The sequence below is a fragment of the Paenibacillus bouchesdurhonensis genome (assembly GCF_900155685.1).
In the GTDB taxonomy this organism is placed as follows: Bacteria; Bacillota; Bacilli; order Paenibacillales; family Paenibacillaceae; genus Fontibacillus; species Fontibacillus bouchesdurhonensis.
Genome location: NZ_LT732548.1, coordinates 4,512,801 through 4,533,813, shown reverse-complemented (window position 1 = coordinate 4,533,813; position 21,013 = coordinate 4,512,801). Strand labels below are relative to the sequence as shown.

The following is a 21,013-nucleotide window of genomic DNA, read 5'->3' as shown; positions in this document are numbered from 1 at the left end:
GCTTTGCTATACCGTTGGTTCATTTTGCCATTCAGGCGGAGCATACGCAACAAGCTGATTCTCATTATGATTCTAATATCCGTTGTTCCGCTCATCGTCGTGACGATTCTATCTACCGAGAATACGAGAAAATCGATGGAAAGCGAAGTGATCCAGTCCAATATTACGAGAATTACCTGGACGGGCGGCTATTTGGAAGAGAAGTTCATTCAGCTGAACAATCTCATTTATACGATTCTGATCAGTAATACACTGGATGAATATATTAATAAAATGGACGGTTCGACCTTGTCCAATCAATACAACGCCCAGCGCAGCATCATCGATACGATGACCTCCGTATATTATTCGGGGAATAATCATCTGCTTGGAATCCAATTGTATCTGAAAGAGAAGAACAAGCTATTCACGATTAACAGCATGCAGAAGCAAATCAGCACGCCACCGCAGGTACCCCGGTTGTGGAGTGAAGTAGCCTCGAGCGGCATGAGCTTCATGATCAAGGGCAACGAGAGTGATCCGACGAAGTTCAATCTCATTCGCAGCGTCAATCGGTTCGAGAACAAGGAGCTGCTGGGTAGCATCGAGCTGCAGGTGAAGTGGCAAATGATGGACAGCGCATTGGAGCTTCTGCGATCGGAGCCGAACTATACGGTATTTATTGCTAATCACAGCGGCGAAATCATGTATGTGCCTGAACATGCAGAGCAGGCCGAGGCATTGGATCGTGTGGCAACGGCATTGAAGGATTTAGAGAGCACAGCGAGCGGCCCGGGATATATTCAGACGAAGGAGAGCTACATTTTCTACAACACCGTAGAGCCTTGGGATCTGAAGCTGGTCAAGGTCATTCCCGCCGAATACATTAACCAGAGCGCGAAAACGAACCTCAACTACGGGCTGATCGTGGGTATCATATCTGCAGGCCTGTCCCTGCTGATCGCCGTTATCTTAGCCTGGAGCACCTCCAAGCCGATTGTCAGTCTGGCTAAGTCGATGCGCGGAATTAGCATTATTAAAGATCGGGAGCCGCCACTGAGCAACCGAATGGATGAGCTTGGGTTCCTGGAATTTAAGCTGTATAATATGTCCCACCGACTTCGAGAGCATATTAAGACCGAATACAGCATGAATTTGGAAAAAAAGACAGCTCAATTGAAAGCGCTTCAATCGCAAATCAACCCGCACTTTTTACAGAATACATTGCAACTGATCGGCGGACTCGCCTTCTCCAGCAAACCGGAGGAGATCAATGAGTTGATTCGTTCCTTAAGTCAAATGTTCCGGTATGTCATCCGGGGACAGAACGATTTGGCGACAATTCGAATGGAGCTGGATCATCTCAACAACTATATGCATATCCAAATGCAGCGGTTCTCCCCCCGCATCACTTATGAGGTGGACTGCGATCCCGAAGCAGCAGATTGCAGAATACCCAAGCTGACGCTGCAGCCGATTGTGGAAAATGCCTTCCAGCATGGACTTGACAAGAAGTCCGGCGATTGGCGCCTTAAGGTACAGGCACAGCGCAATGAGCAGGGAGTTCTGATCATCGTTGAGGATAACGGGGTTGGCATGGACGCTTCCACTTTAGAAGATTTGCAGAAGAGCTTGCACCGTGAGACAGATCAAATATGGAACATCGGGGATCGCATCGGCCTGAGCAATGTGGCCTCCCGCATCAAAATGCATTTCGGTCTGCAGTATGGCGTATCCGTGGAAAGCGAGCCAGGTGTCGGCACAAGAGTGAGCATACAAATACCGAGGATGAAAGAGGGTGACAGCTCCTATGATCAAGACAATAATCGTCGATGATGAGAAAATGCCGCGAGAGATGATTAAGCGGTATGGGTCATGGGATGAGTATGGCATGGAAATTATCGGAGAGGCTGATGACGGCTTGGAGGCGCTGCGCTTAATCGAAGATCGCTCACCGCAGCTGGTGATTACGGATATGCGCATGCCGGGAGCGGATGGGATGGAGCTGCTGGGCATCTTGAACGAGCGTTATCCGGACACCAAAGTAATCATAGTCAGCGGGTATGACGATTTCACGTATTTGAAGCAGGCGATTCGCTGCAAAGCCAAGGATTACATCCTTAAGCCGATTGATCCGCAGGAGTTAAATGCTGCCCTACTCAAGTGTAAAAGAGAGCTTGAATCCTCCCGCCAAATCTCTCGGCAGCAATTCACGCTGCAAATTGACTTCCTGCAAATCGCCAAAGGCTACAAGCCGGCGCTGACAGCGTACTATAACCGGCTCGATATCGCAGGAATCCGAAGCACATTTCAGAAGCTGCTACGGCAACTGAGCAATTATGAAGCGGATCAGGCGGAAATGCAGGATCGAATCTATCAGGAATTCATCGTGCTGCTTCGGGAGCTTATGGTCGCCAACTCGCAGGCCGTGGACGGATTCCAATTCGAAATTCAAGAAGAGGCGCTGCAATCCTATGAACGACTGTTCAACGATTTAACGAAGCTGTATCTACTGGCGATGAGCCAGCTTGAGGAGCACCGGAAATACCGGCGAAAGCTTAACCTCGCGGAGATTAAACATTATGTGGACACCAACTTTTGCGAGCCGATTACCTTGGAACAGATTGCCGGCGCTTTTTTCGTTAGTAAAGAATATCTAAGTCGAGCCTTTAAAAATGAGTTCAGACAAACACTTTCGGACTATATTCTGCAGCTGCGGATGGGGAAATCCAAAGAGCTGCTGCTGGAGGGCAAGCTGCCGATTAAGACGATTGCCGAAAGCTGCGGGTATGAGGAGATTGCGTATTTTTACCGCGTATTCAAGAAACATTTTGGCGTAGCGCCGGGAGAAATGAGAAAAGATCGGGAATAGCAATGAGAACATAAGAACGAGGTTTAAAATTGTACAAAGAAAGAGGTTAATTAAATCGAATTAATCTCTTTCTTTGTTATTTTACAATGAAAGCGTAACCAAAAACAGACATTGGGAGGTCAAAGCATGAAGAATAAATGGAAACTGCTGCTTAGCGCGATTTTGGTTGTAGGCTTGCTGGCAGGCTGCGGATCGGGAGGCAACACCTCATCGGGCAGCGCGAATAGCGGTGATTCCGAAAAGGCGGACAAAGGAGGAAAGGCGGAGACGGTAAACCTGAAGGTATTCATCGCACAGCCTCGCCTCAAAGAACAGTATGACAAATACATCGCCGACTTCATTGCCAAAGAGAAAGCAGAGAAAAATATCGATGTCAAGATTCAACTGGAAATGCCGAATGCGGATAATGCACCGCAAATATTAAAGACGAGACTCGCTTCAAACGATGCGCCGGACGTATTCAGCCTTCATGCCGTAAACGAGGTGCCGACCTTCTATAAAGCCGGGTACTTGGAGGACTTATCTAGCCAACCCTTCGTGGATACACTGCTCGAAAGTGTGAAGCCTTCCGTGACGTATGACGACAAGATTGTCGCCGTACCACTGGAAACGCTGTCCTGGGGATATTTATACAACAAGCAAATATTTGCTGATCTTGGCCTGACGCCTCCAACCACATTGACTGAAATGAAAGCGGTTGTAGATAAGCTGAAGGAGAACAACATAACGCCGTTCGTGCTCTCCTACCAGGAAGCATGGATTCCGCAGCTGTTCCTGCCATTAGCTGTAGGGGCCATGACTGAGACGGGCAATGCTGATTTCGTCGACAGAATGTACAGCGACAACGGATCTTTCTCCGAGATGAAGGCGATGTTCGATATCATTGACCTGGTCAATGCTAACGGAACGGATAAGGCGCTGGAGGTAAGCGGGGATGACGGCGCAGCCGCGTTCGCCGCGGGCAAAGGGGCCATGTGGATTCAAGGGCCATGGTATGCCGAGACGATTCTGAAGTCCAAGGAGGACTTTGAATTCGGAGTAGCCCCGCTGCCGATTAATGATAATCCTGACGCAACGTTGATCAACTTGAGTACTTCTACTTCGCTTGCGGTATCGCCGACGAGTAAGAACAAAGAAGTGGCGCTGGACTTGGTCAACTATATTTTGGACGAGAACGATTCCAGCGAGTTTTTCCAAAGCCTGAAATTCAACCCGCTTGCTACGGTGCATACATTCGACAGCTACCCTTGGGTAAATGATGCGACCGAATACGTGAAGGCAGGCAAATCGTATCAAGATCCGCGAATTCCTCAAGCGGTCAAGGACGAAGTAGGGAAAGGACTGCAAAGCTACTTCGCCAAGCAAATGTCGCAGGATGACGTGATCAATGCACTGGATAAAGCTTGGAAGGATTTCAACAAAGTGAACAAGTAGGTTCCGGTAGCGAAGGGCGGCGTGAGTTCGGTGGCGCTGCTCTTCCAATAACCAATATTTGAACATCAGAGGTGATGTAACCATGCTCTCCAAAGGTTATCGGAAGTACCTGTCTTTCTTTGCCTTTCTAGCGCCAGCTTTTATTATTTACAGTATATTCTTGCTGATCCCGACGCTTGGCGGCATGTTCTACAGCTTGACCGACTGGAATGGACTGAACCGTGCCTATGATTTTGTAGGGCTTGCTAACTTCGTGGAAATTTTACGTGATGATCCTGATTTTCTGCACTCCCTATGGTTTACGTTGAAGTACGTCGTCATTATGGTCGTGCTGCAGAACGTATTTGCTCTATTTCTCGCGGTGCTGATTGAATCGAAACGGAGATCGAAGGGATTTTTTAGAACGATCTTTTTTATGCCCAACATGATCAGTCTGATCATCAGCGCGTTTATGTGGTCCTTTGTATTTACGCAAGTGCTGCCGCAAATCGCCGAGAAGACGATGCTTACATTCCTTGATCAAGGGTGGATCGGCGATCCGAACGTTTCATTTTATTCCATTATTATTGTCTCCCTTTGGAACGGCGTGGGATATATGATGATTATTTATCTAGCGGGACTGCAGGGCGTGCCTCAGCATTTGCAGGAGGCGGCTATTATTGATGGAGCGAATGTGTTCCAGCGCTTCATGCGCGTCACCTTGCCGATGATCACCCATGCTTTGACGATTTGTTTATTCCTTACGCTGAACGGAGCGTTCAAAGTGTTTGATGTTGTGTACGGCTTGACCGGGGGCGGCCCGGGGCGGAGCACGCAGGTGATCACCTTGAACATTTACGAGGAGGCTTTCTCCAACAACTTCAGGTACGGTTATGCCAGTGCGAAATCGATTATCCTGTTCCTATTCATCCTCCTTTTTACCTTTATTCAAATTAGCGTCATGAAAAAAAGAGAGGTGGAATCATGAGAAAGCGAACAGCAGCCTCTTATCTCGTTACTTTATTGCTTGCGGTGTTGGCCGCAGTATCCTTTTTCCCGATTTATCTAGCCGTCATCAACTCGTTTAAGACCCAAGGGGAAATGTTCAGCTCGGTGATGGCTCTGCCGACAAAGCTCCACTTCGAGAACTATGTGCACGCCTATAAGCAAATTAACCTGCTGAGCAGTGTGAAGAACTCGGTGATTGTATCCATCCTCGGAGTGGGCGGCATTATCTTTGCGGCTGGCTTGGCTGGATATAAGCTGTCTCGTACGCCGGGGAAGCTGAGCAACTTCATCTTTTTCCTGTTCATCGCCTCAATGCTCGTACCGTTTCATTCCATCATGATTTCGCTGACCCGAGTAGCTAAGAGCTTGGCCGTGCAAGGCACGACCTATGGGCTGGGGCTGATTTATATCGGGCTTGGCGTGAATATGGCGGTGTTCTTGTACCACGGTTTTGTGAAAACGATCCCGAAGGAGCTGGAGGAGTCAGCGAGAATCGATGGCTGCGGGGATTTCCAGACTTATTTTCGCATCATATTTCCCTTACTGCTGCCGATTTCGGTCACGATTGGAATTTTGAACTTCCTATGGATTTGGAATGACTTTCTGCTTCCGCTGCTTATGCTCACCGATGTCAATCGCTACACGTTAATTCTGTCTACAAATATGCTGTTCGGCGAATACAACAAAGAGTGGTCCTTGATCCTGGCGGCTCTCGTCCTGACGGCTATTCCGGTAGTCATTATTTATTCGATCTTTCAGCGTTTCATTATGGAGGGTATTACAGAGGGTGCGGTGAAGGGTTAGGAAAAGATGCCCGCAAGATGTTGCATTATGAGTTTAGAGAGGAGAGACAACTGTGCAGAACATGCAGAAGAAGCTATACTACGGAGTCGCTTATTACGATGAATACATGCCTTATGATCGATTGGATCAGGACATCCAAATGATGAAGGATGCAGGGATTAATGTGGTGCGCATCGGGGAATCGACCTGGAGCACGCATGAGCCGCAGAGCGGCGTGTTTGATTTTACCTCGCTGGATCGCGTCTTGGAGGCGATGCATGCAGCAGGCATTCAGGTCATTGTCGGAACCCCAACCTATGCTGTGCCTACCTGGATGGTGAAGGAGCACCCGGATGTGCTGGCGGTGACGCCGCAAGGAGAAGGACGCTACGGAGCAAGACAGATTATGGATATAACGAACCCGAAATACCTGTTCTATTCGGAAAGAATCATCCGCAGAATGATGGAGCGCGTGAAGGATCATCCAGCCGTCATCGGGTATCAGACCGACAACGAGACGAAGCATTATCATACGGCAGGCCCTAATGTACAGGTTCAGTTCGTGAAATATATGAGAGAGAAATTCGAAACCGTGGAGAAGGTGAACGAGGAGTTCGGTCTCGCTTACTGGAGCAATCGGATTAACAGCTGGGAGGACTTCCCTTCGGTCGTCGGGACGATCAACGGCAGTCTTGGCGCCGAGTTCGCCCGCTTCCAGCGGAAGCTGGTGACCGATTTCCTGGCCTGGCAGGTATTGCTCGTCAATGAGTACAAGCGCCCGGATCAATTCGTCACCCAGAACTTTGACTTCGAATGGAGGGGCTATTCCTACGGCGTGCAGCCGGACGTTGACCATTTCGAGGCCTCCAAAGCGTTTGACATTACGGGAGTGGATATTTACCATCCGTCGCAGGATGATCTGACCGGCATCGAAATATCCTTCGGCGGTGATGTGGCCCGATCTACGAAGGGAGCCAGCTATTTCGTGATGGAGACGGAAGCGCAGGCGTTCGCTCATTGGGTTCCGTACCCGGGACAGCTGCGGCTGCAAGCGTTCAGTCATCTGGCCTCTGGAGCCAACATGGTTGCTTACTGGCATTGGCATTCAATTCACAACTCCTTCGAGACGTATTGGAAAGGACTGCTGAGCCATGACTTTGAGCCGAATCCGGTTTATAACGAAGCAAAGACGATCGGGCGGGATTTTGCCAGACTTTCCTCGAAGCTTGTGAATTTGCGGAAGAATAACGAGGTCGCCGTACTCGTTAGCAACGAAGCGCTAACTGCACTGGAGTGGTTCAAGCTGCCCAGCCAGGAGAAGAACTACAATGATATCGTTCGCCTGATGTACGATCAACTATACAAAATGAATATCGGCTGCGATATCGTCCACCCGTCCAGTCCCAATCTGAATGACTATAAGCTGCTTATCGTACCCGCACTGTATGCGGCATCGGACGAGCTGCTCGAAAGTTTGAATGAGTTTGTACGCAATGGCGGACATATCGTCTACTCCTTCAAGAGCGGATTCACGAATGAGCACATCAAAGTAAGAACGACACATCAGCCGGGCATCATCAACGAAGCCTGCGGCATCTATTACAGCATGTTTGTTGAACCGAAGAATGTGGCACTGAAGGGTGATCCCTTCGGCGTAGGAGAAGAGCAAAATGTTGTAGAGACGTGGATGGAACTGATCACGCCGACGACGGCGGAGGTGCTAGCCTATTATGACCACCCGCATTGGGGAGTCTATGCCGCTATTACACGGAACAAGTATGGCGACGGGGTCGCGACTTACGTGGGCTGCCTGCCAAGCCCGGCGATCATGCGCCAGGTGCTGGAGCAAGCGGTGAAGGAGGCGGGACTGTGGGGGAAGAATCAGGAGATAGCCTTTCCGCTGATTACGAAGTCCGGCTGCAATGAAGACGGCAAGCTTGTCCATTACTATATGAACTATTCCGATGAAGCGCAGCTTATGACGTACCCGCATCAAGACGGCGAAGAATTGTTGTCAGAACAAAGCGTCGCGAGTCAGCAGCAGTTGACTCTTGAGCGCTGGGGCGTGCTGATCATCGAAGAGAAGTAGCTAACTCGGAAACGATATAACCCAGGAGTACGATCACACTTAGGAGGTTCAGTCCTTATGAATCAGATATGGATTTCTACGACGCAGCAGGAATATTGGCGGGAGCAGGCCCTCCCTCTTGCGGGGGGAAGCGGGTTAAGCCCGGCGTCAGATGCTCAAGGTGAAACGGCTTTATCCAGCTTGCCAGCGAGCCTGCAGATAACGGAAGAGCAGTATCAGGCGGTAGACGGCTTCGGCGGATGCTTTAACGAGCTTGGTTTTCTCGCGCTGCAGCATGTAACCGAAGTGGAACGGCAGGAATTAATGCGAAAATTGTTTGATCCAAAAGGAGAGTGCCGGTTCAGCATCTGCCGGCTGCCGATGGGAGCGACCGACTATGCCGCCGAGTGGTATAGTCTGAACGAGACGGACGGCGATTATGCGATGGAACATTTCTCTATCGAGCGGGACAAGCAGATTCTTATTCCTTATATTAAAGAAGCGCTGCGTGTTAATCCGAACTTAACTCTGTTCGCATCGCCATGGAGCCCGCCGACCTGGATGAAGCATCCCAAAGCTTACAACTACGGAACGCTGCGGTGGGAGACTGACATTTTGCAAGCCTATGCGCTCTACTTCGTTAAATTTATTCAAGCTTACGCGGAGGAAGGCATCACGATTCATCAGGTATATGTGCAGAACGAGCCGGTTGCGGATCAGAAGTTCCCCTCCTGCGTATGGACGGGCGAGCAATTGCGCGATTTCATCCGCGACTATCTCGGACCTGCCTTCCGGGAGCATGGGTTGTCAACGGAGATTTGGCTAGGAACCATTAACGGCCCAGACCCGTACCGCCAGGAGAACACCGATTATGATGTCTATGCGAATGTCGTGCTGAGCGATCCCGGGGCAAGGCAATATATCAGCGGCGTCGGTTATCAGTGGGCGGGAAAATATGCGCTGCAGCGCACGGTGGAGAGCTACCCCGAGCTTCGTTATATGCAGACGGAGAACGAATGCGGCGACGGTAAGAACAGCTGGGAATATGCGCACTACGTTTTCAACCTGTACAAGCATTATTTCTCAAACGGTGTAAACAGCTATATCTATTGGAATATAATTCTGGAGCCGGGCGGTCTCAGCACTTGGGGCTGGGAGCAGAATACGATGATCTCAATCGATCCGGCCACCAAGCAAACGATCTTTAATCCGGAATATTATGTGATGCGCCATTTCTCGAACTTTATCCAGCCGGGGGCAGTACGTCTTGGCGTCAAAGGAACTTTGGCTGGAAATGCACTCGCTTTCCAGAACCCGGATGGAGGGGGGATTGTAGTTCTTGCCAACCCGTTCAAAGAGCCAAGAACATTGTCCTTGCAGGCAGCTAACGAAACGATCTCGTGCGAACTGCCGGCGTTATCCTTCCATACTTTCAAAATCTAATCGTGCTGCGAAGAAAGCTGTGAATTACAGCTTTCTTTTACTTTTTATTCTATTTTTGCTATAAATGTTGACATTAGTTAACATATGTGGGAGTATAAAATTAGATGTAACACTCTGGTTTTTCCTAAAATGGGTATTTTTATTATATATTTATTTGAAATTGAAAGGCAGGTGTTGGTTTGGCTATAAAAGAGTTAGATATCGCTATACCGCCAATTATTGGGTATCAGTATTTGGCATACCCCCTCTGCACTTTATTCACTCGCCAAGAAACACTACCATGGTTTTATAGTAATTTTATTCATCTATACTCTTATTCTCATCTTGACGAAGATTATGCTTCATCATCCCTGCCTCTTAGTTTCTATGGAGAGGACTTTGTCCGATGTCCTTGGCTGATTACACAGAAACTGGAGAGGGAATCCATACTTTCTTCTCCCGAAGGCATTATAGACTTTCTTATCAGGAATATTAATTTAGGCTACACTATTTCGCTTAATGTGGATGAGTTTTATATACCTCAGCGGCGGGTTTACCGTCAGATTCATTATGCCCATGATGTTCTAATCTATGGTTATGATGATAGTAGTAGTATGTTTCTGATTTTGGGATACGACCAGGAGATGCAATTTCGCAGGACACTTGTGCCGTTTCATGAATTGGAGCAAGCCGTATTTCAGCTCCCGAATACGGAACGTTTTGAGGAACATATTTTTTTATATAAAATAAATCCTTCTGGAAGCTATGCACTCGATGCAGCTGCTATTAAACAATCATTGGAGGATTACTTGGCTGCACGCAATATTTCACTAGGCTACCGTTCAACATCCGGAATGCTGGAAGCCGCATTTGGTACTGATGTTTACCAAGCAATCGCTGATAATTTGCCCATCCTTGCTCGCAAACGGGACATCAGGCCGATACACATTTTACTGGAGCATAAGAAGACGATGTCGCTGCGTTTAAACTACTTATGCAGTCAGGGGATTCTCCCGGCTGATTTTACAGGGTGTTTTAGTTCTGTAGAGGAAAGGATGTTTTCTTTACGGCATGCACTGATGAAGTACGCTTTGACGAAAGACGATGTTCTTCTGAAACAGGGGTTAAAGGAGTTAACAGCTGTTAAAGATCATGAACAGGCGATATTGGAAACCGTGGTGGAGGCACTGGAACGCCAGCTTATTTCCTAGTGGCTGTGCCCTCATAATCATATGTATTGGAGGTTTTTTCTCTGGACATAAATTCGATGTACTCCTTAACCCATCCACAAAGACGCATTTGGTATGTGGAAAATATCTCCCCGGGTACGAGTATCTATAACATAGGCGGATTAATCAGAATTTATGGAGCTGTTGATTTTGATTTGCTAGAGGAAGCGATCAACCAATTTATAAGGCTTAACGATGCGATTCGCATAAGAATCGTTGAACAAGATTCAGGTGTTCAGCAGACAGTAACAGCCTATCAAAGGAGGCGGTTTTCGTTTATAGATTTTACAACGAATACCTCTGATGTTGATGTTGATGCATGGGCGGCTTCGGAATTTGCCCTGCCGCTTCCGCTGGATGGAGAGGCATTGTATGAATTTATCCTAGTCAAGATCAGCGAAACAGAGAGCGCCTATTTAACCAAGGTACATCACATCATCTCCGATGGCTGGTCCTTTCAACTAATGACCTCGCATATTAATGAGCTTTATACCCAATTGATGCGGGGAGAAATGATTCAGGAGGCAGCAAGGCCTACATATATTGATTATATCGAGCAGGAGCAGAAATATTTAACCTCATCACGCTTTAAGAAGAGTAAACATTATTGGACAAATAAGTTTAAGCATGTTGATGAAATTACTTTATTTCCTACGTCAAACAACACTAGAGGCCAGCGAAAGGCATTTGCTTTAAATCAACCTATTTCAGACAGAATCCGCGATTTTACGAATACACATCAGGTGTCGTTGAATACCTTTTTCATAGCTGCAATGCTGCTTTACCTTCATAAAGTCACTCAACAAAACCTCATTATAATTGGTACACCCGTTCTAAATCGTACCGGAGTCAAGGAGAAGAAAACCTTCGGCATGTTCACTAGCAGTATGCCGTTTTCGATTCAGATCGAACAAGATACATCGCTCTCCAAGTTTATACTGAACTGCAACCTCGAGCTCATTCAAAGTTACTTCCATCAGAAATATCCCTACAATCTGTTAGTACAAGACCTTCAGCTGCAGAAACGAGGCATAGATCAATTATTTCAAGTTAGTGTGAACTATTATAATACATCGTATGATAAAAGCTTTGGCCCGGGATGGAAAATGAAGCAAACCGAGGTGCATAACGGCAACCAACTATATCCTTTACAGCTTATTATTACGGAATGGGAAGAAAACGGGGGGCTTGAGCTTTATTTTGACTATAAAACCGATGACTATTCCTCTTGGCAAATCGAAGAGATGTTTTTACGGCTTGAACTTATAGCAGAACAAATTTTAAATGCACCGCATCAATCGATACGAAACCTGGAGCTGCTATTGCCAGGTGAGCGTGACAAACTGCTCTACGAATGTAATTTGACAGAGCGCTCATACCCTGCCGACCAAACCATTCTGGATTTGTTCGAGAAGCAGTCTGCACAATCAGCTGAACATGTGGCATTAACGTATAATGGACAATCTTTAACGTATAAGGAGCTGAATTCACGAGCTAACCAGTTGGCGCGCACCCTGTTGCAATATGGCATCGATCCTCAGACCCCGATAGCGATTATGGGACGGCATTCTTTAGAAATTATGGTCGCCATTTGGGCTGTTATCAAAGCAGGCGCAGTGTATATTCCTATTGATCCTGAATATCCTCGGGAACGGATAGAGTATATTTTGCATGATAGTCAGGCACCGCTTCTGCTCACGTTGGGGAATGATTGGACGACCCTGTCTTATAAGGGAACGGTTATCCAGCTTGAGAATGATAACCTGTACGTGCAGGATGGCAGCAATCTTGGGCTTACAGGATCACCGGACGATATGGTCTATATTATTTATACTTCCGGCTCCACAGGTAAACCCAAGGGAGCGATGATTGAGAATCGCGGCCTTGTCAACTATATTTGGTGGGCAAATCAACAATATACCAGAACAGAGGATGAGATATTTGCGTTGTACTCTTCCATAGCCTTTGATTTAACCGTCACCTCAATATTTACTCCGCTTATCGGGGGACACCGAATAGAAATTTATGATGATAATGGCGAGGAATTCATAATTCACCGTATTCTGAAGGAGAAGAAAGCTACGATAGTCAAACTTACTCCTGCACATTTGTCACTCCTCAAGGATATGGAGCTCGACCAGCTGGCGGTTCATACATTTATCGTTGGCGGTGAGGATTTGAAATGTGCTCTGGCTAGGGAGATTTGCCTCAAAAGCTCAGGCTCTATCGCTATTTATAATGAATATGGCCCTACAGAGACCGTAGTTGGCTGCATGATTTATAAATACGATCCGGAACGTGATCAAGGAGCATCGGTTCCTATTGGCCAGCCTATAAATAATGTACAAATCTATTTACTGAATGAGCAACTGGAGCCGGTTCCTAACGGAGCTGTCGGTGAAATTTATATTTCAGGCGACGGTGTGGCAAGGGGTTATCTGAGCAGACCGGAGTTGACCCAGGAGCGCTTTGTGAGTAATCCATTCCTTAAGGGGATGAGGATGTATCGTACTGGTGATTTGGCAGTACGCCTTGATAGTAAAGATTTGGTATATCTTGGACGCATGGATCATCAGGTCAAAATCAAAGGCTATCGCATTGAAACAGGAGAGATCGAGCATCAATTGCTGGCTATTGATTCGATTAAAGAAGCGGTGGTTATCGATCGAATCGCGGAGGGACAGCATTATTTGGCGGCTTACTTTGTCGCAGCAGAGCAGATTGATGTACTGGAATTGAGAATGAAGCTGCTGGAGGTTCTGCCTTCTTATATGCTTCCTGCTTATTTTGTACAGCTTGCTGAATTACCTTTGTCGCCTAATGGGAAGGTAGATCGACGGATTTTACCTGATCCCGCGTCTGCGAAACCAGTGCGAGAACAGGTGAGAGCTGGTAGACCTGAAGATATTGTTCATTGGCTGATAGACATATATAAAGAGGTTCTTCAGGTGGAGGAAGTACAAACCTCTGATAATTTCTATCGAATGGGCGGCGATTCTATTAAGGCGATTCAAATTGTCGCCAAGGTGAATTCCGCAGGTTACAAACTTAGGGTTCAGGATATTCTGAGCTATCCTGATATTCATGAACTGGCCGCTGTGCTAGAAATGAATATAGCTGCGCCAATAGAGCAGAAACCTTGTACAGGGCAAGTTAAAGCCTTGCCGGTCACTTCTTGGTTTTTGGAAAGTCAATGGGGCAATCCGCATTTCTATACGCAATCGGTACTTATCCACCTGGAACATAAGGTAAAGATTCCCGTCCTGCTGGAAGCTTTGTATTTATTACTCCAGCATCACGATGCTCTGAGGCTGCAGCATGAAATGAAGACAGGGAAGCTAGTGTACCGCGAGGTACGCAGGGAACAAATGGAGTTTGATTATTGTGATTTAACCTCGCTGCAGAGTGAGGAACAGGCTGAAGTCATTCGAAGCCATTCCGAGTCCATGAAAGCGACCATCCAGCTTGGACAGGGCCTCCTGTTTAAAGCGCTATTGTTCGGGAAGGGAGAAGATGGGCAAGCCTTGCTGCTGACGGCACATCATCTGATTGTAGACGGTGTATCCTGGCGTGTATTGCTGGAGGATCTTGACCGGCTACTACAATCAATACCCAGTGGTACAAGCTGTGCTTTGCCAGCCAAGACCCATTCTATTCAAGCTTGGGCAGAAGCGATTGAGGCATATAGCCGTAAGCAGGCAATGGAGTACTTGCCTTATTGGGAGCGTGCGGTCGCGGAGGCGGAGGATAGCCTGAATCGTGATTTTCCTTCTGCGGATGACCGATATGCAGTTTGTAGCACATTGGTTCGCGAGCTGCCTGAATCAGTGACTGGCAGGCTGCTTGGCGAGGCGAATGCTGCCTTCCATACCCAGACTAGCGAGCTGATAACGGCTTCCTTGGCAATGGCTATGCGTGAATATAGCGGCAAGGAGAAGATATGCATCGAACTTGAAGGGCATGGCCGGGAAGAATTGTTTGCGGATGTGGATATATCGAGAACCGTTGGATGGTTTACTACATTATTTCCGGTAAATATTTATCTGCCTGTTCAAGAACCCTCAAGCATAATTAGAGCTGTTAAAGAACAGCTCCGACAAATTCCTAACAAGGGAATAGACTATGGAATATTAGTCTACAATTCCAAGCGGCTCTTGAAAGTAGACAAACGCTTATTGCGTTTTAATTATCTGGGTGAGATTGACAACCTCCTTCAGGGTTCTTCTTTTCGGATGGGTGTGGAGGATCTTGGAAGTGAGACCTGCTCAAGCAACAAGCTTGCTTGTCTCGTCGATGTTGTAGCGCTGGTAGTTAACAGAAAGCTTCTTGTTCGATTGACTTATAGTGAAGCGATGTTTAACAGGGAGAGCATGGAGAATCTGCTCGAATCCTTTATGCAAAAATTAATGGAAGTTGTTCAGTTATGTCTGAATACGGAGCCCGAATTTACTCCTTCGGATTTCACTACATTAAAGTTAATGCAGGACGAGCTGGATGTTCTCTTTAACTGACCCCACTTGTTGCACCGCAATGCATAAGAAGCAAAGGAGCGGATGATCTATTGAGAAAGTTTGCCACCGTTCTTCTTGTATCATCGCTGCTTGTCTGGAGTGCAGCTTATGGGCAGGAACAGGAAGCTTCAGCAAGTCAGCAGCAGGTCTTTGCCAAACACCAGCGTGAGGTTGATGAGTCTTCAATCGATTTATTTGTTGAAACTCAGCTGGAGAAGTCTCATAGCCCAGGCGCAGCAGTTGTAATTGTTCGCGGGGACGAGGTGGTCTATTCTAAAGGATTTGGCCTGGCTGATTTTGAACAGGATATTCCAGTTACTAATTCTACTTTATTTGAATTGGGTTCGACGACCAAGGCATTTACGGGCTTAGCGATACTCCAATTGGAGGAGCAAGGCGTTCTAAGTCTGGATGCTCCGGTAACTCGTTACTTGCCTTGGCTGGAGTTGAAATATGAAGGGGTGCCCGTAAATGTAACAATCGCTCAATTCTTGCACCATACCAGCGGGGTGCCCTTTGCTTCCCTGGCTTCTATTCCCATTGATGCAAGCGAAGAGGCACTGGAGCGAACGGTCCGGGGGATCGCGGGGAACGAGCTTGCTTCTCGTCCTGGAGAAAGCTATGAATACGCCACGATTAATTATGATGTTCTCGGACTTGTCATTCAGCAGCTCTCGGGAATGACCTATGAGCAGTACATGCTGAAAATGCTTCAGGAGCTGGGATTGAATCACACAGTACCTGTATCGGAACTGAACAATGACAAGGGAGTGGCACAAGGCTATAAAATTTCATTAGGCTCTCCGCACCGGTTTTCAGCCCCCATATACAGAGGGAATACTCCGGCAGGCTATTTGTTATCCAATGCCGATGATATTGGGCGTTGGCTATTGCTTCAGCTAGGAAGCGAAGATGTACTCCCGTCCTATCGAACTATTCTGGATCGCTCTCATGATCCTGGTACGATGGCTCAGCAGGATCAGGACGGAAATTATTATGCGGCAGGCTGGTTCGTGTCGCCTCAAGGGAACGAATGGTTGCATCAAGGCTCTAACCCAAATTATTCCTCCTACATTATTCTGCGGCCAGATGAAAAGTTAGGAGTAGGTGTACTCGCCAATATTAATTCGGCCTATACCTTTCATATAGGAAAAGGCCTTGTCAGCATGTTTACAGAGGAGCCAATGCCGCATGCAGAAGCTGATTTCTATCCACAGCTTGATCGGATTGCCATGGGGGCCATCACTGCTATAGGGCTTCTTATTCTTGGGCTGCTGCTGGGAGTGATCCGGATATTCATACAGCTAAGACACGAGCAAAGGGGTTATATTCCCTTAAGCAGCAGAGACTGGCTGAAGCTTGCCCTCGTGTTCGTACTTTTCATTCTGTATTACTGGGGCATAAGCAAGCTCACCCAATTTTTATTTTCAGGTTTGCCTTTGGAAGTAGTCGCAGTCTGGGCACCGTCTACCGTTATTTGGGCATTGGCTGGAATTTACTTCATAGGACTGCTGTTATTGGTTTATATTGCGGTGGTTTGTTTGTTTCCTTTCAAAGAGCACTTCTCTAATAAATCATATAACAACGTGAGGGAGTTGAATGTGGCTAAGGAGGTGAAATAAGTGAAATTTAAGCTCTTTTGCTTGCCTTATGCAGGCGGCTCAGCAACGGTCTACCATCGTTGGAAGCGTTATTTGCATGAAGACATTGAAATACACCCACTGGAACTTGCTGCTCGAGGCAGAAGGATGGCGGAATCTCATTACCTAAGTATGCATGAGATGCTTGAGGATCTCTACAGCCAATTGGAATCTAGCATAGAAGACGATATACCATTCCTTTTGTTTGGCCACAGTATGGGAGCATTAATTGCCTATGAGCTGGCTCATATGACTAAGCAGCGTTTAAAGCGGGAGCCAGCTCATCTTTTCGTTTCGGGAACCTACCCGCCTCATGCTAAGAAAAATAATGTTCTTCACTTACTGTCAGATGAGCGTTTGCAGCAGGAAATCAAGCAATTTGGCGGTACTGAGGAGGAATTGTTTGAAAGAGAGGAGCTTATTCAGCTCTTCTTGCCGGTCCTGCGCAGAGATTTAGAACTGATAGAAACACATGCATTTACAAGCAAGCCCGATTTAATTCATTGCGACATTTCTGTATTAAATGGAATTGATGATCCGGCTACAGAAGACTACGTGCTATCGGAATGGGCGAGATATAGCAGCAAGTCCTGCCAGGTTTATTCGTTTCAAGGCGGCCATTTTTTCATCAATGAGCAGACTGAACAGGTAGTTTCCCTAATTCATCAAGTACTTTGCAATCCAGTATTATGTTCACCAGAAAGGAGCCGTGGATTATGATTCAAACTGTTGGCGTTGTTGGGGCCGGAGTAATGGGGAGTGATGTTGCCCTAGATTTGGCTTGCAACGGATATAAGGTGATCCTCAAGGATATCGACGAAGCAGCCGTACGGCGGGCAAAGGAGAAGATCCAGTCTGAATTTCGCCTGTTAAAGATGGTGAAGCCGAAGACCAAACAGCTTTCTCTGGAGGAAGTGATCGAGCGAATAACCTTTACGACAAGCTATGACAAGTTCGGAGAAACACAGTTTGTTATCGAGAATATTACCGAAGATTGGGACATGAAGAAGAAAGTATATCTTGAACTGGCAGAGGTATGTGGGATGGATGTCTATTATGCAGCCAATACAAGCTGTGTCTCGATAACTAAAATTGGCGCGCTTATGCCGAGACCCGAGAGAGTGATTGGCATGCATTTTATGAACCCGGTTCCGATGAAGAAGCTGGTCGAGGTGATCCGCGGAGAACACACTTCCGAAGAGACGATCCGCATAGGCAAGGAATTCCTGCAGTCCTTCGATAAGGTGCCGGTTGTCGTCAATGATTTTCCAGGCTTCGTTACGAACCGCGTGCTGATGCAGATGATCAATGAGTGCGTTTGGCTGATTCAGGACAAGGTAGCTGAGCCGCAGGATGTGGACAAAATCTTTCGTCTTGGGTTTGAACATAAAATGGGGCCGCTGGCTACATGTGACCTCATTGGCTTGGATACGATTCTTTATTCACTTAATGTGCTTTATGACAGTTACAAAGACCCCAAATTCCGGCCTTGTCCGCTGCTTGTGAAAATGGTGGATGCCGGGTATTTAGGGAAGAAAGCTGGGAAAGGCTTTTTTGAATATCGTTTGTAAGGGAGGGCATTTCGTGAATAAGGAGCCGAAGAAGCCGAAGGAGATCAAATGCATCGTATGGGATCTGGATCATACGATGTGGAATGGCATTTTGCTGGAATCCAATGAGGTAGAGCTGAGGCCGAATATGAGGGATATTCTTGCCACGCTAGATTCCCGAGGTATACTGCATTCCATTGCCAGCAGAAATGATCGAGATCATGCGATGAACAAATTGCGGGAGCTGGGCATTGAAGAATTTTTTCTATATCCCGAAATCAACTGGAACGCCAAATCCAGCTCGATTGAAAGTATTTACAGCAACTTGAACATTGGCAAGGATACACTTCTGTTTATCGATGATCAGCCTTTCGAGCTTGATGAGGTAAGGAGCGTGCATCCCGAGGTAGAATGCATTCATGCAGACGACTATTTGACGCTTATCGATCATCCCCGTCTAAATCCCCGATTCATTACTGAAGATTCTAAACGGCGGCGTGTTATGTATCTGGAGGATATCCAAAGGAAGCAGGAGGAAGCTGAGTTTCGGGGGCCGCAAGAGGAGTTTTTGCGCTCGCTGGAGATGCGATTTATGATCAGCGAGGCGATGGAGGAGGATTTAAAACGGGCGGAAGAACTGACGCTTCGCACGAACCAGCTCAATACAACGGGCTATACATTCAGCTATGAAGAGCTGGATCGAATCAGGCAATCTCCGGACTTTTTATTGCTAGTCTGTGAATTAACGGATAAATACGGTTCCTATGGGAAAATTGGCCTTGCACTCATTGAACTTAAGGAAGACCACTGGCATCTGAAGCTGCTGTTGATGTCTTGCCGGGTTATGTCGCGGGGTGTCGGCACCGTTATGCTGACTTATATTATGCAGCAGGCAAAAAATGAAGGTAAGGTGCTGCGTGCTGATTTTAAGCAGACCGACCGGAACAGGATGATGTATATCACCTATCGTTTCGCTGACTTTGCAGAAATCGCAAATGATGGTCAAGGAAATATCGTATTTGAAAATAACTTAAGGCAAATTCAGCCGTTTCCGCCTTACATTGAAGTTAAGGTGACGGTTTCAGGGAGAAAGGGGTAACCGATATGGAGATGAAGGAAAAAATCCGGAATTTTATTGAGAGCAACCTGATTGTATTTGAGGACGAAGCTGTGTTCACGGACGATGATAACATATTCCAAATGGGGTTTGTGAATTCCTTGTTTGCGATGAAATTGCTTGGTTATATTGAGCAGGAGTTCGGCATTACAGTTGCAAATGAGGATTTGGATATTGCGAATTTTAGTACCTTAAACAGCATTGTAAGGCTCATCGGCAAGCATAAGCAGGAGGTGTAAGCCGGTGAATGCTCATACATGCACTTCTGCTGCTTCAATTATTGAAGAAGCCAAGCAGTTCGCCGCCGAGGAGGTTCGTCCACAGGCGGGTTTGATCGATGCTAGCGGAGAGCTTCCCCGTAATCTAATTCAACGTATGGGGTCATTAGGTTATTTGGGAGCCAGTTGGCCAGTGAAATATGGCGGCTTGGGCCTTGATCCGGTGGCCTATGGTCTGTTCACTGAGCAAATTGGCAAGGCCTGCAGCAACACCAGAGCTATGCTGACCGTGCAAACCTCGCTGCTCGGCGAGACCATTCTGCGTTTTGGAACCGAGGAACAAAAAAGCTATTGGCTTCCGCAGATGGCGAAGGCAGAGAAGCTAGGGGCGTTTGCTTTATCGGAACCCAACGTTGGCTCGGATGCCAAAAGCGTACAAACCACTTATCGGCATGAAGGCAACAGATTTATTTTAAATGGCAAGAAGAAATGGATTACTCTTGCTGGCATAGCTGATTTCTTTGTAGTCATTGCCGTGGATTTGTCTGGACAAATAACCGCCTTTTTCGTCGAGAGCGACCGTAGGGGAGTAGATGTGAAGCCATTGCAGGGGATGCTCGGCAATAGAGCGGCGCATCTTGCTGAAATTGAATTTAATGAGGTAGAGGTTCCAGAGGAGAATGTGCTAGGTAATGTGGGGGGCGGTTTTACTTATATTGTCTCCACTGCGCTGGATCATGGTCGTTACAGTATTGCCTGGGCGGGTGCGGCTATCGCGGTTGAAGCGCTTGAGTCAATGGCGTCCTACTCCAGATCCCGTTCACAGTTTGGAGAGAAGCTGCATCATTTTCAATTGATCAAAGGAATGATCGGCGATGCGGTAACCAAGGTACATGCCGCTCGTACTCTGTGCCTGAGCGCGGGAGAGTTGCGCCGTATTGGCGATGCGGAGGCCATTCATGAAACGACGATTGCCAAGTATTTTACGTCGAAGGCTGCAGTAGAGGTAACGAATGATAATGTGCAAGTCCATGGAGGTAATGGCTGTCATAGTGACTATCCGGCTGAGCGGTTGTTTCGGGATGCCAGAGTGCTGGAAATTATCGAAGGCACGAGTCAGATTCAGCAGCAGGTCATTTCTCAATATGGATTGCGGAAATATGGGATGAAAAAACGGTATACAGTGAACCAATAGCAGGATGC

At 47.1% G+C, this 21,013-nt stretch carries 15 protein-coding genes; all 15 read left to right on the top strand.

Features of this window, described 5'->3' with window-relative positions:
- Window positions 1-3: 3 nt before the first annotated feature.
- The 15 genes from CZ379_RS24585 to CZ379_RS24515 all read left to right on the top strand — a co-directional run bounded on the left by CZ379_RS24585 (window position 4) and on the right by CZ379_RS24515 (window position 21,005).
- Window positions 4-1,815 (top strand): sensor histidine kinase, encoded by a 1,812-nt coding sequence (locus CZ379_RS24585; RefSeq protein WP_234405011.1) that lies wholly within the window; start codon window positions 4-6, stop codon window positions 1,813-1,815.
- Window positions 1,790-2,851 carry a response regulator gene (locus CZ379_RS24580; RefSeq protein WP_110934024.1) on the top strand — a complete coding sequence of 354 codons (1,062 nt, stop codon included), beginning with the start codon at window positions 1,790-1,792 and terminating at the stop codon, window positions 2,849-2,851. Before CZ379_RS24585 ends, CZ379_RS24580 begins: the two co-directional genes overlap by 26 nt.
- A 126-nt stretch (window positions 2,852-2,977) precedes the next feature.
- Window positions 2,978-4,285: an ABC transporter substrate-binding protein gene (locus CZ379_RS24575; protein WP_110934023.1), complete on the top strand. Its 1,308-nt coding sequence runs from the start codon at window positions 2,978-2,980 to the stop codon at window positions 4,283-4,285.
- A gap of 82 nt (window positions 4,286-4,367) precedes the next feature.
- Complete coding sequence (locus tag CZ379_RS24570) at window positions 4,368-5,252, top strand: carbohydrate ABC transporter permease (protein ID WP_110934022.1); 885 nt, start codon at window positions 4,368-4,370, stop codon at window positions 5,250-5,252.
- Window positions 5,249-6,076 carry a carbohydrate ABC transporter permease gene (locus tag CZ379_RS24565; RefSeq protein ID WP_110934021.1) on the top strand — a complete coding sequence of 276 codons (828 nt, stop codon included), beginning with the start codon at window positions 5,249-5,251 and terminating at the stop codon, window positions 6,074-6,076. The genes CZ379_RS24570 and CZ379_RS24565 overlap by 4 nt, the downstream gene beginning before the upstream one ends.
- Window positions 6,077-6,137: 61 nt before the next feature.
- The gene (locus tag CZ379_RS24560) at window positions 6,138-8,144 is read left to right on the top strand and encodes a beta-galactosidase (RefSeq protein WP_110934550.1); all 2,007 of its coding nucleotides are present in this window, start codon (window positions 6,138-6,140) and stop codon (window positions 8,142-8,144) included.
- A gap of 57 nt (window positions 8,145-8,201) precedes the next feature.
- Entirely contained in the window at window positions 8,202-9,566 is a 1,365-nt protein-coding gene (locus CZ379_RS24555; RefSeq protein WP_110934020.1) for a glycoside hydrolase family 30 protein, read from the top strand.
- Window positions 9,567-9,745: 179 nt separating this feature from the next.
- Window positions 9,746-10,756: a cysteine peptidase family C39 domain-containing protein gene (locus CZ379_RS24550; RefSeq protein WP_110934019.1), complete on the top strand. Its 1,011-nt coding sequence runs from the start codon at window positions 9,746-9,748 to the stop codon at window positions 10,754-10,756.
- A gap of 56 nt (window positions 10,757-10,812) precedes the next feature.
- On the top strand, window positions 10,813-15,285 hold the full coding sequence (locus CZ379_RS24545) for a non-ribosomal peptide synthetase (protein WP_110934018.1): 4,473 nt from the start codon (window positions 10,813-10,815) through the stop codon (window positions 15,283-15,285).
- Window positions 15,286-15,335: 50 nt separating this feature from the next.
- On the top strand, window positions 15,336-16,907 hold the full coding sequence (locus CZ379_RS24540) for a serine hydrolase domain-containing protein (RefSeq protein ID WP_234405009.1): 1,572 nt from the start codon (window positions 15,336-15,338) through the stop codon (window positions 16,905-16,907).
- Entirely contained in the window at window positions 16,908-17,645 is a 738-nt protein-coding gene (locus CZ379_RS24535) for a thioesterase II family protein (protein ID WP_110934016.1), read from the top strand.
- Window positions 17,642-18,496, top strand: a complete 855-nt coding sequence (locus tag CZ379_RS24530; RefSeq protein ID WP_110934015.1) for a 3-hydroxyacyl-CoA dehydrogenase family protein — start codon at window positions 17,642-17,644, stop codon at window positions 18,494-18,496. The genes CZ379_RS24535 and CZ379_RS24530 overlap by 4 nt, the downstream gene beginning before the upstream one ends.
- A 13-nt stretch (window positions 18,497-18,509) precedes the next feature.
- A complete protein-coding gene (locus CZ379_RS24525) occupies window positions 18,510-19,574 on the top strand; it encodes an HAD-IIIC family phosphatase (RefSeq protein WP_110934014.1) in 1,065 nt (354 codons plus the stop codon).
- Window positions 19,575-19,579: 5 nt separating this feature from the next.
- Window positions 19,580-19,831, top strand: a complete 252-nt coding sequence (locus tag CZ379_RS24520) for an acyl carrier protein (protein WP_110934013.1) — start codon at window positions 19,580-19,582, stop codon at window positions 19,829-19,831.
- Between the two features lie 4 nt (window positions 19,832-19,835).
- Entirely contained in the window at window positions 19,836-21,005 is a 1,170-nt protein-coding gene (locus CZ379_RS24515) for an acyl-CoA dehydrogenase family protein (RefSeq protein ID WP_110934012.1), read from the top strand.
- The last annotated feature ends 8 nt before the right edge of the window (window positions 21,006-21,013 follow it).

Bases quoted from the DNA above. Each gene is read 5' to 3' on its own strand.
- CZ379_RS24530 (WP_110934015.1), top strand. From the start codon at position 17,642: ATGATTCAAACTGTTGGCGTTGTTGGGGCCGGAGTAATGGGGAGTGAT.
- CZ379_RS24555 (WP_110934020.1), top strand. From the start codon at position 8,202: ATGAATCAGATATGGATTTCTACGACGCAGCAGGAATATTGGCGGGAG.
- CZ379_RS24580 (WP_110934024.1), top strand. From the start codon at position 1,790: ATGATCAAGACAATAATCGTCGATGATGAGAAAATGCCGCGAGAGATG.
- CZ379_RS24570 (WP_110934022.1), top strand. From the start codon at position 4,368: ATGCTCTCCAAAGGTTATCGGAAGTACCTGTCTTTCTTTGCCTTTCTA.
- CZ379_RS24545 (WP_110934018.1), top strand. From the start codon at position 10,813: ATGTACTCCTTAACCCATCCACAAAGACGCATTTGGTATGTGGAAAAT.
- CZ379_RS24520 (WP_110934013.1), top strand. From the start codon at position 19,580: ATGGAGATGAAGGAAAAAATCCGGAATTTTATTGAGAGCAACCTGATT.
- CZ379_RS24560 (WP_110934550.1), top strand. From the start codon at position 6,138: ATGCAGAAGAAGCTATACTACGGAGTCGCTTATTACGATGAATACATG.
- CZ379_RS24565 (WP_110934021.1), top strand. From the start codon at position 5,249: ATGAGAAAGCGAACAGCAGCCTCTTATCTCGTTACTTTATTGCTTGCG.
- CZ379_RS24575 (WP_110934023.1), top strand. From the start codon at position 2,978: ATGAAGAATAAATGGAAACTGCTGCTTAGCGCGATTTTGGTTGTAGGC.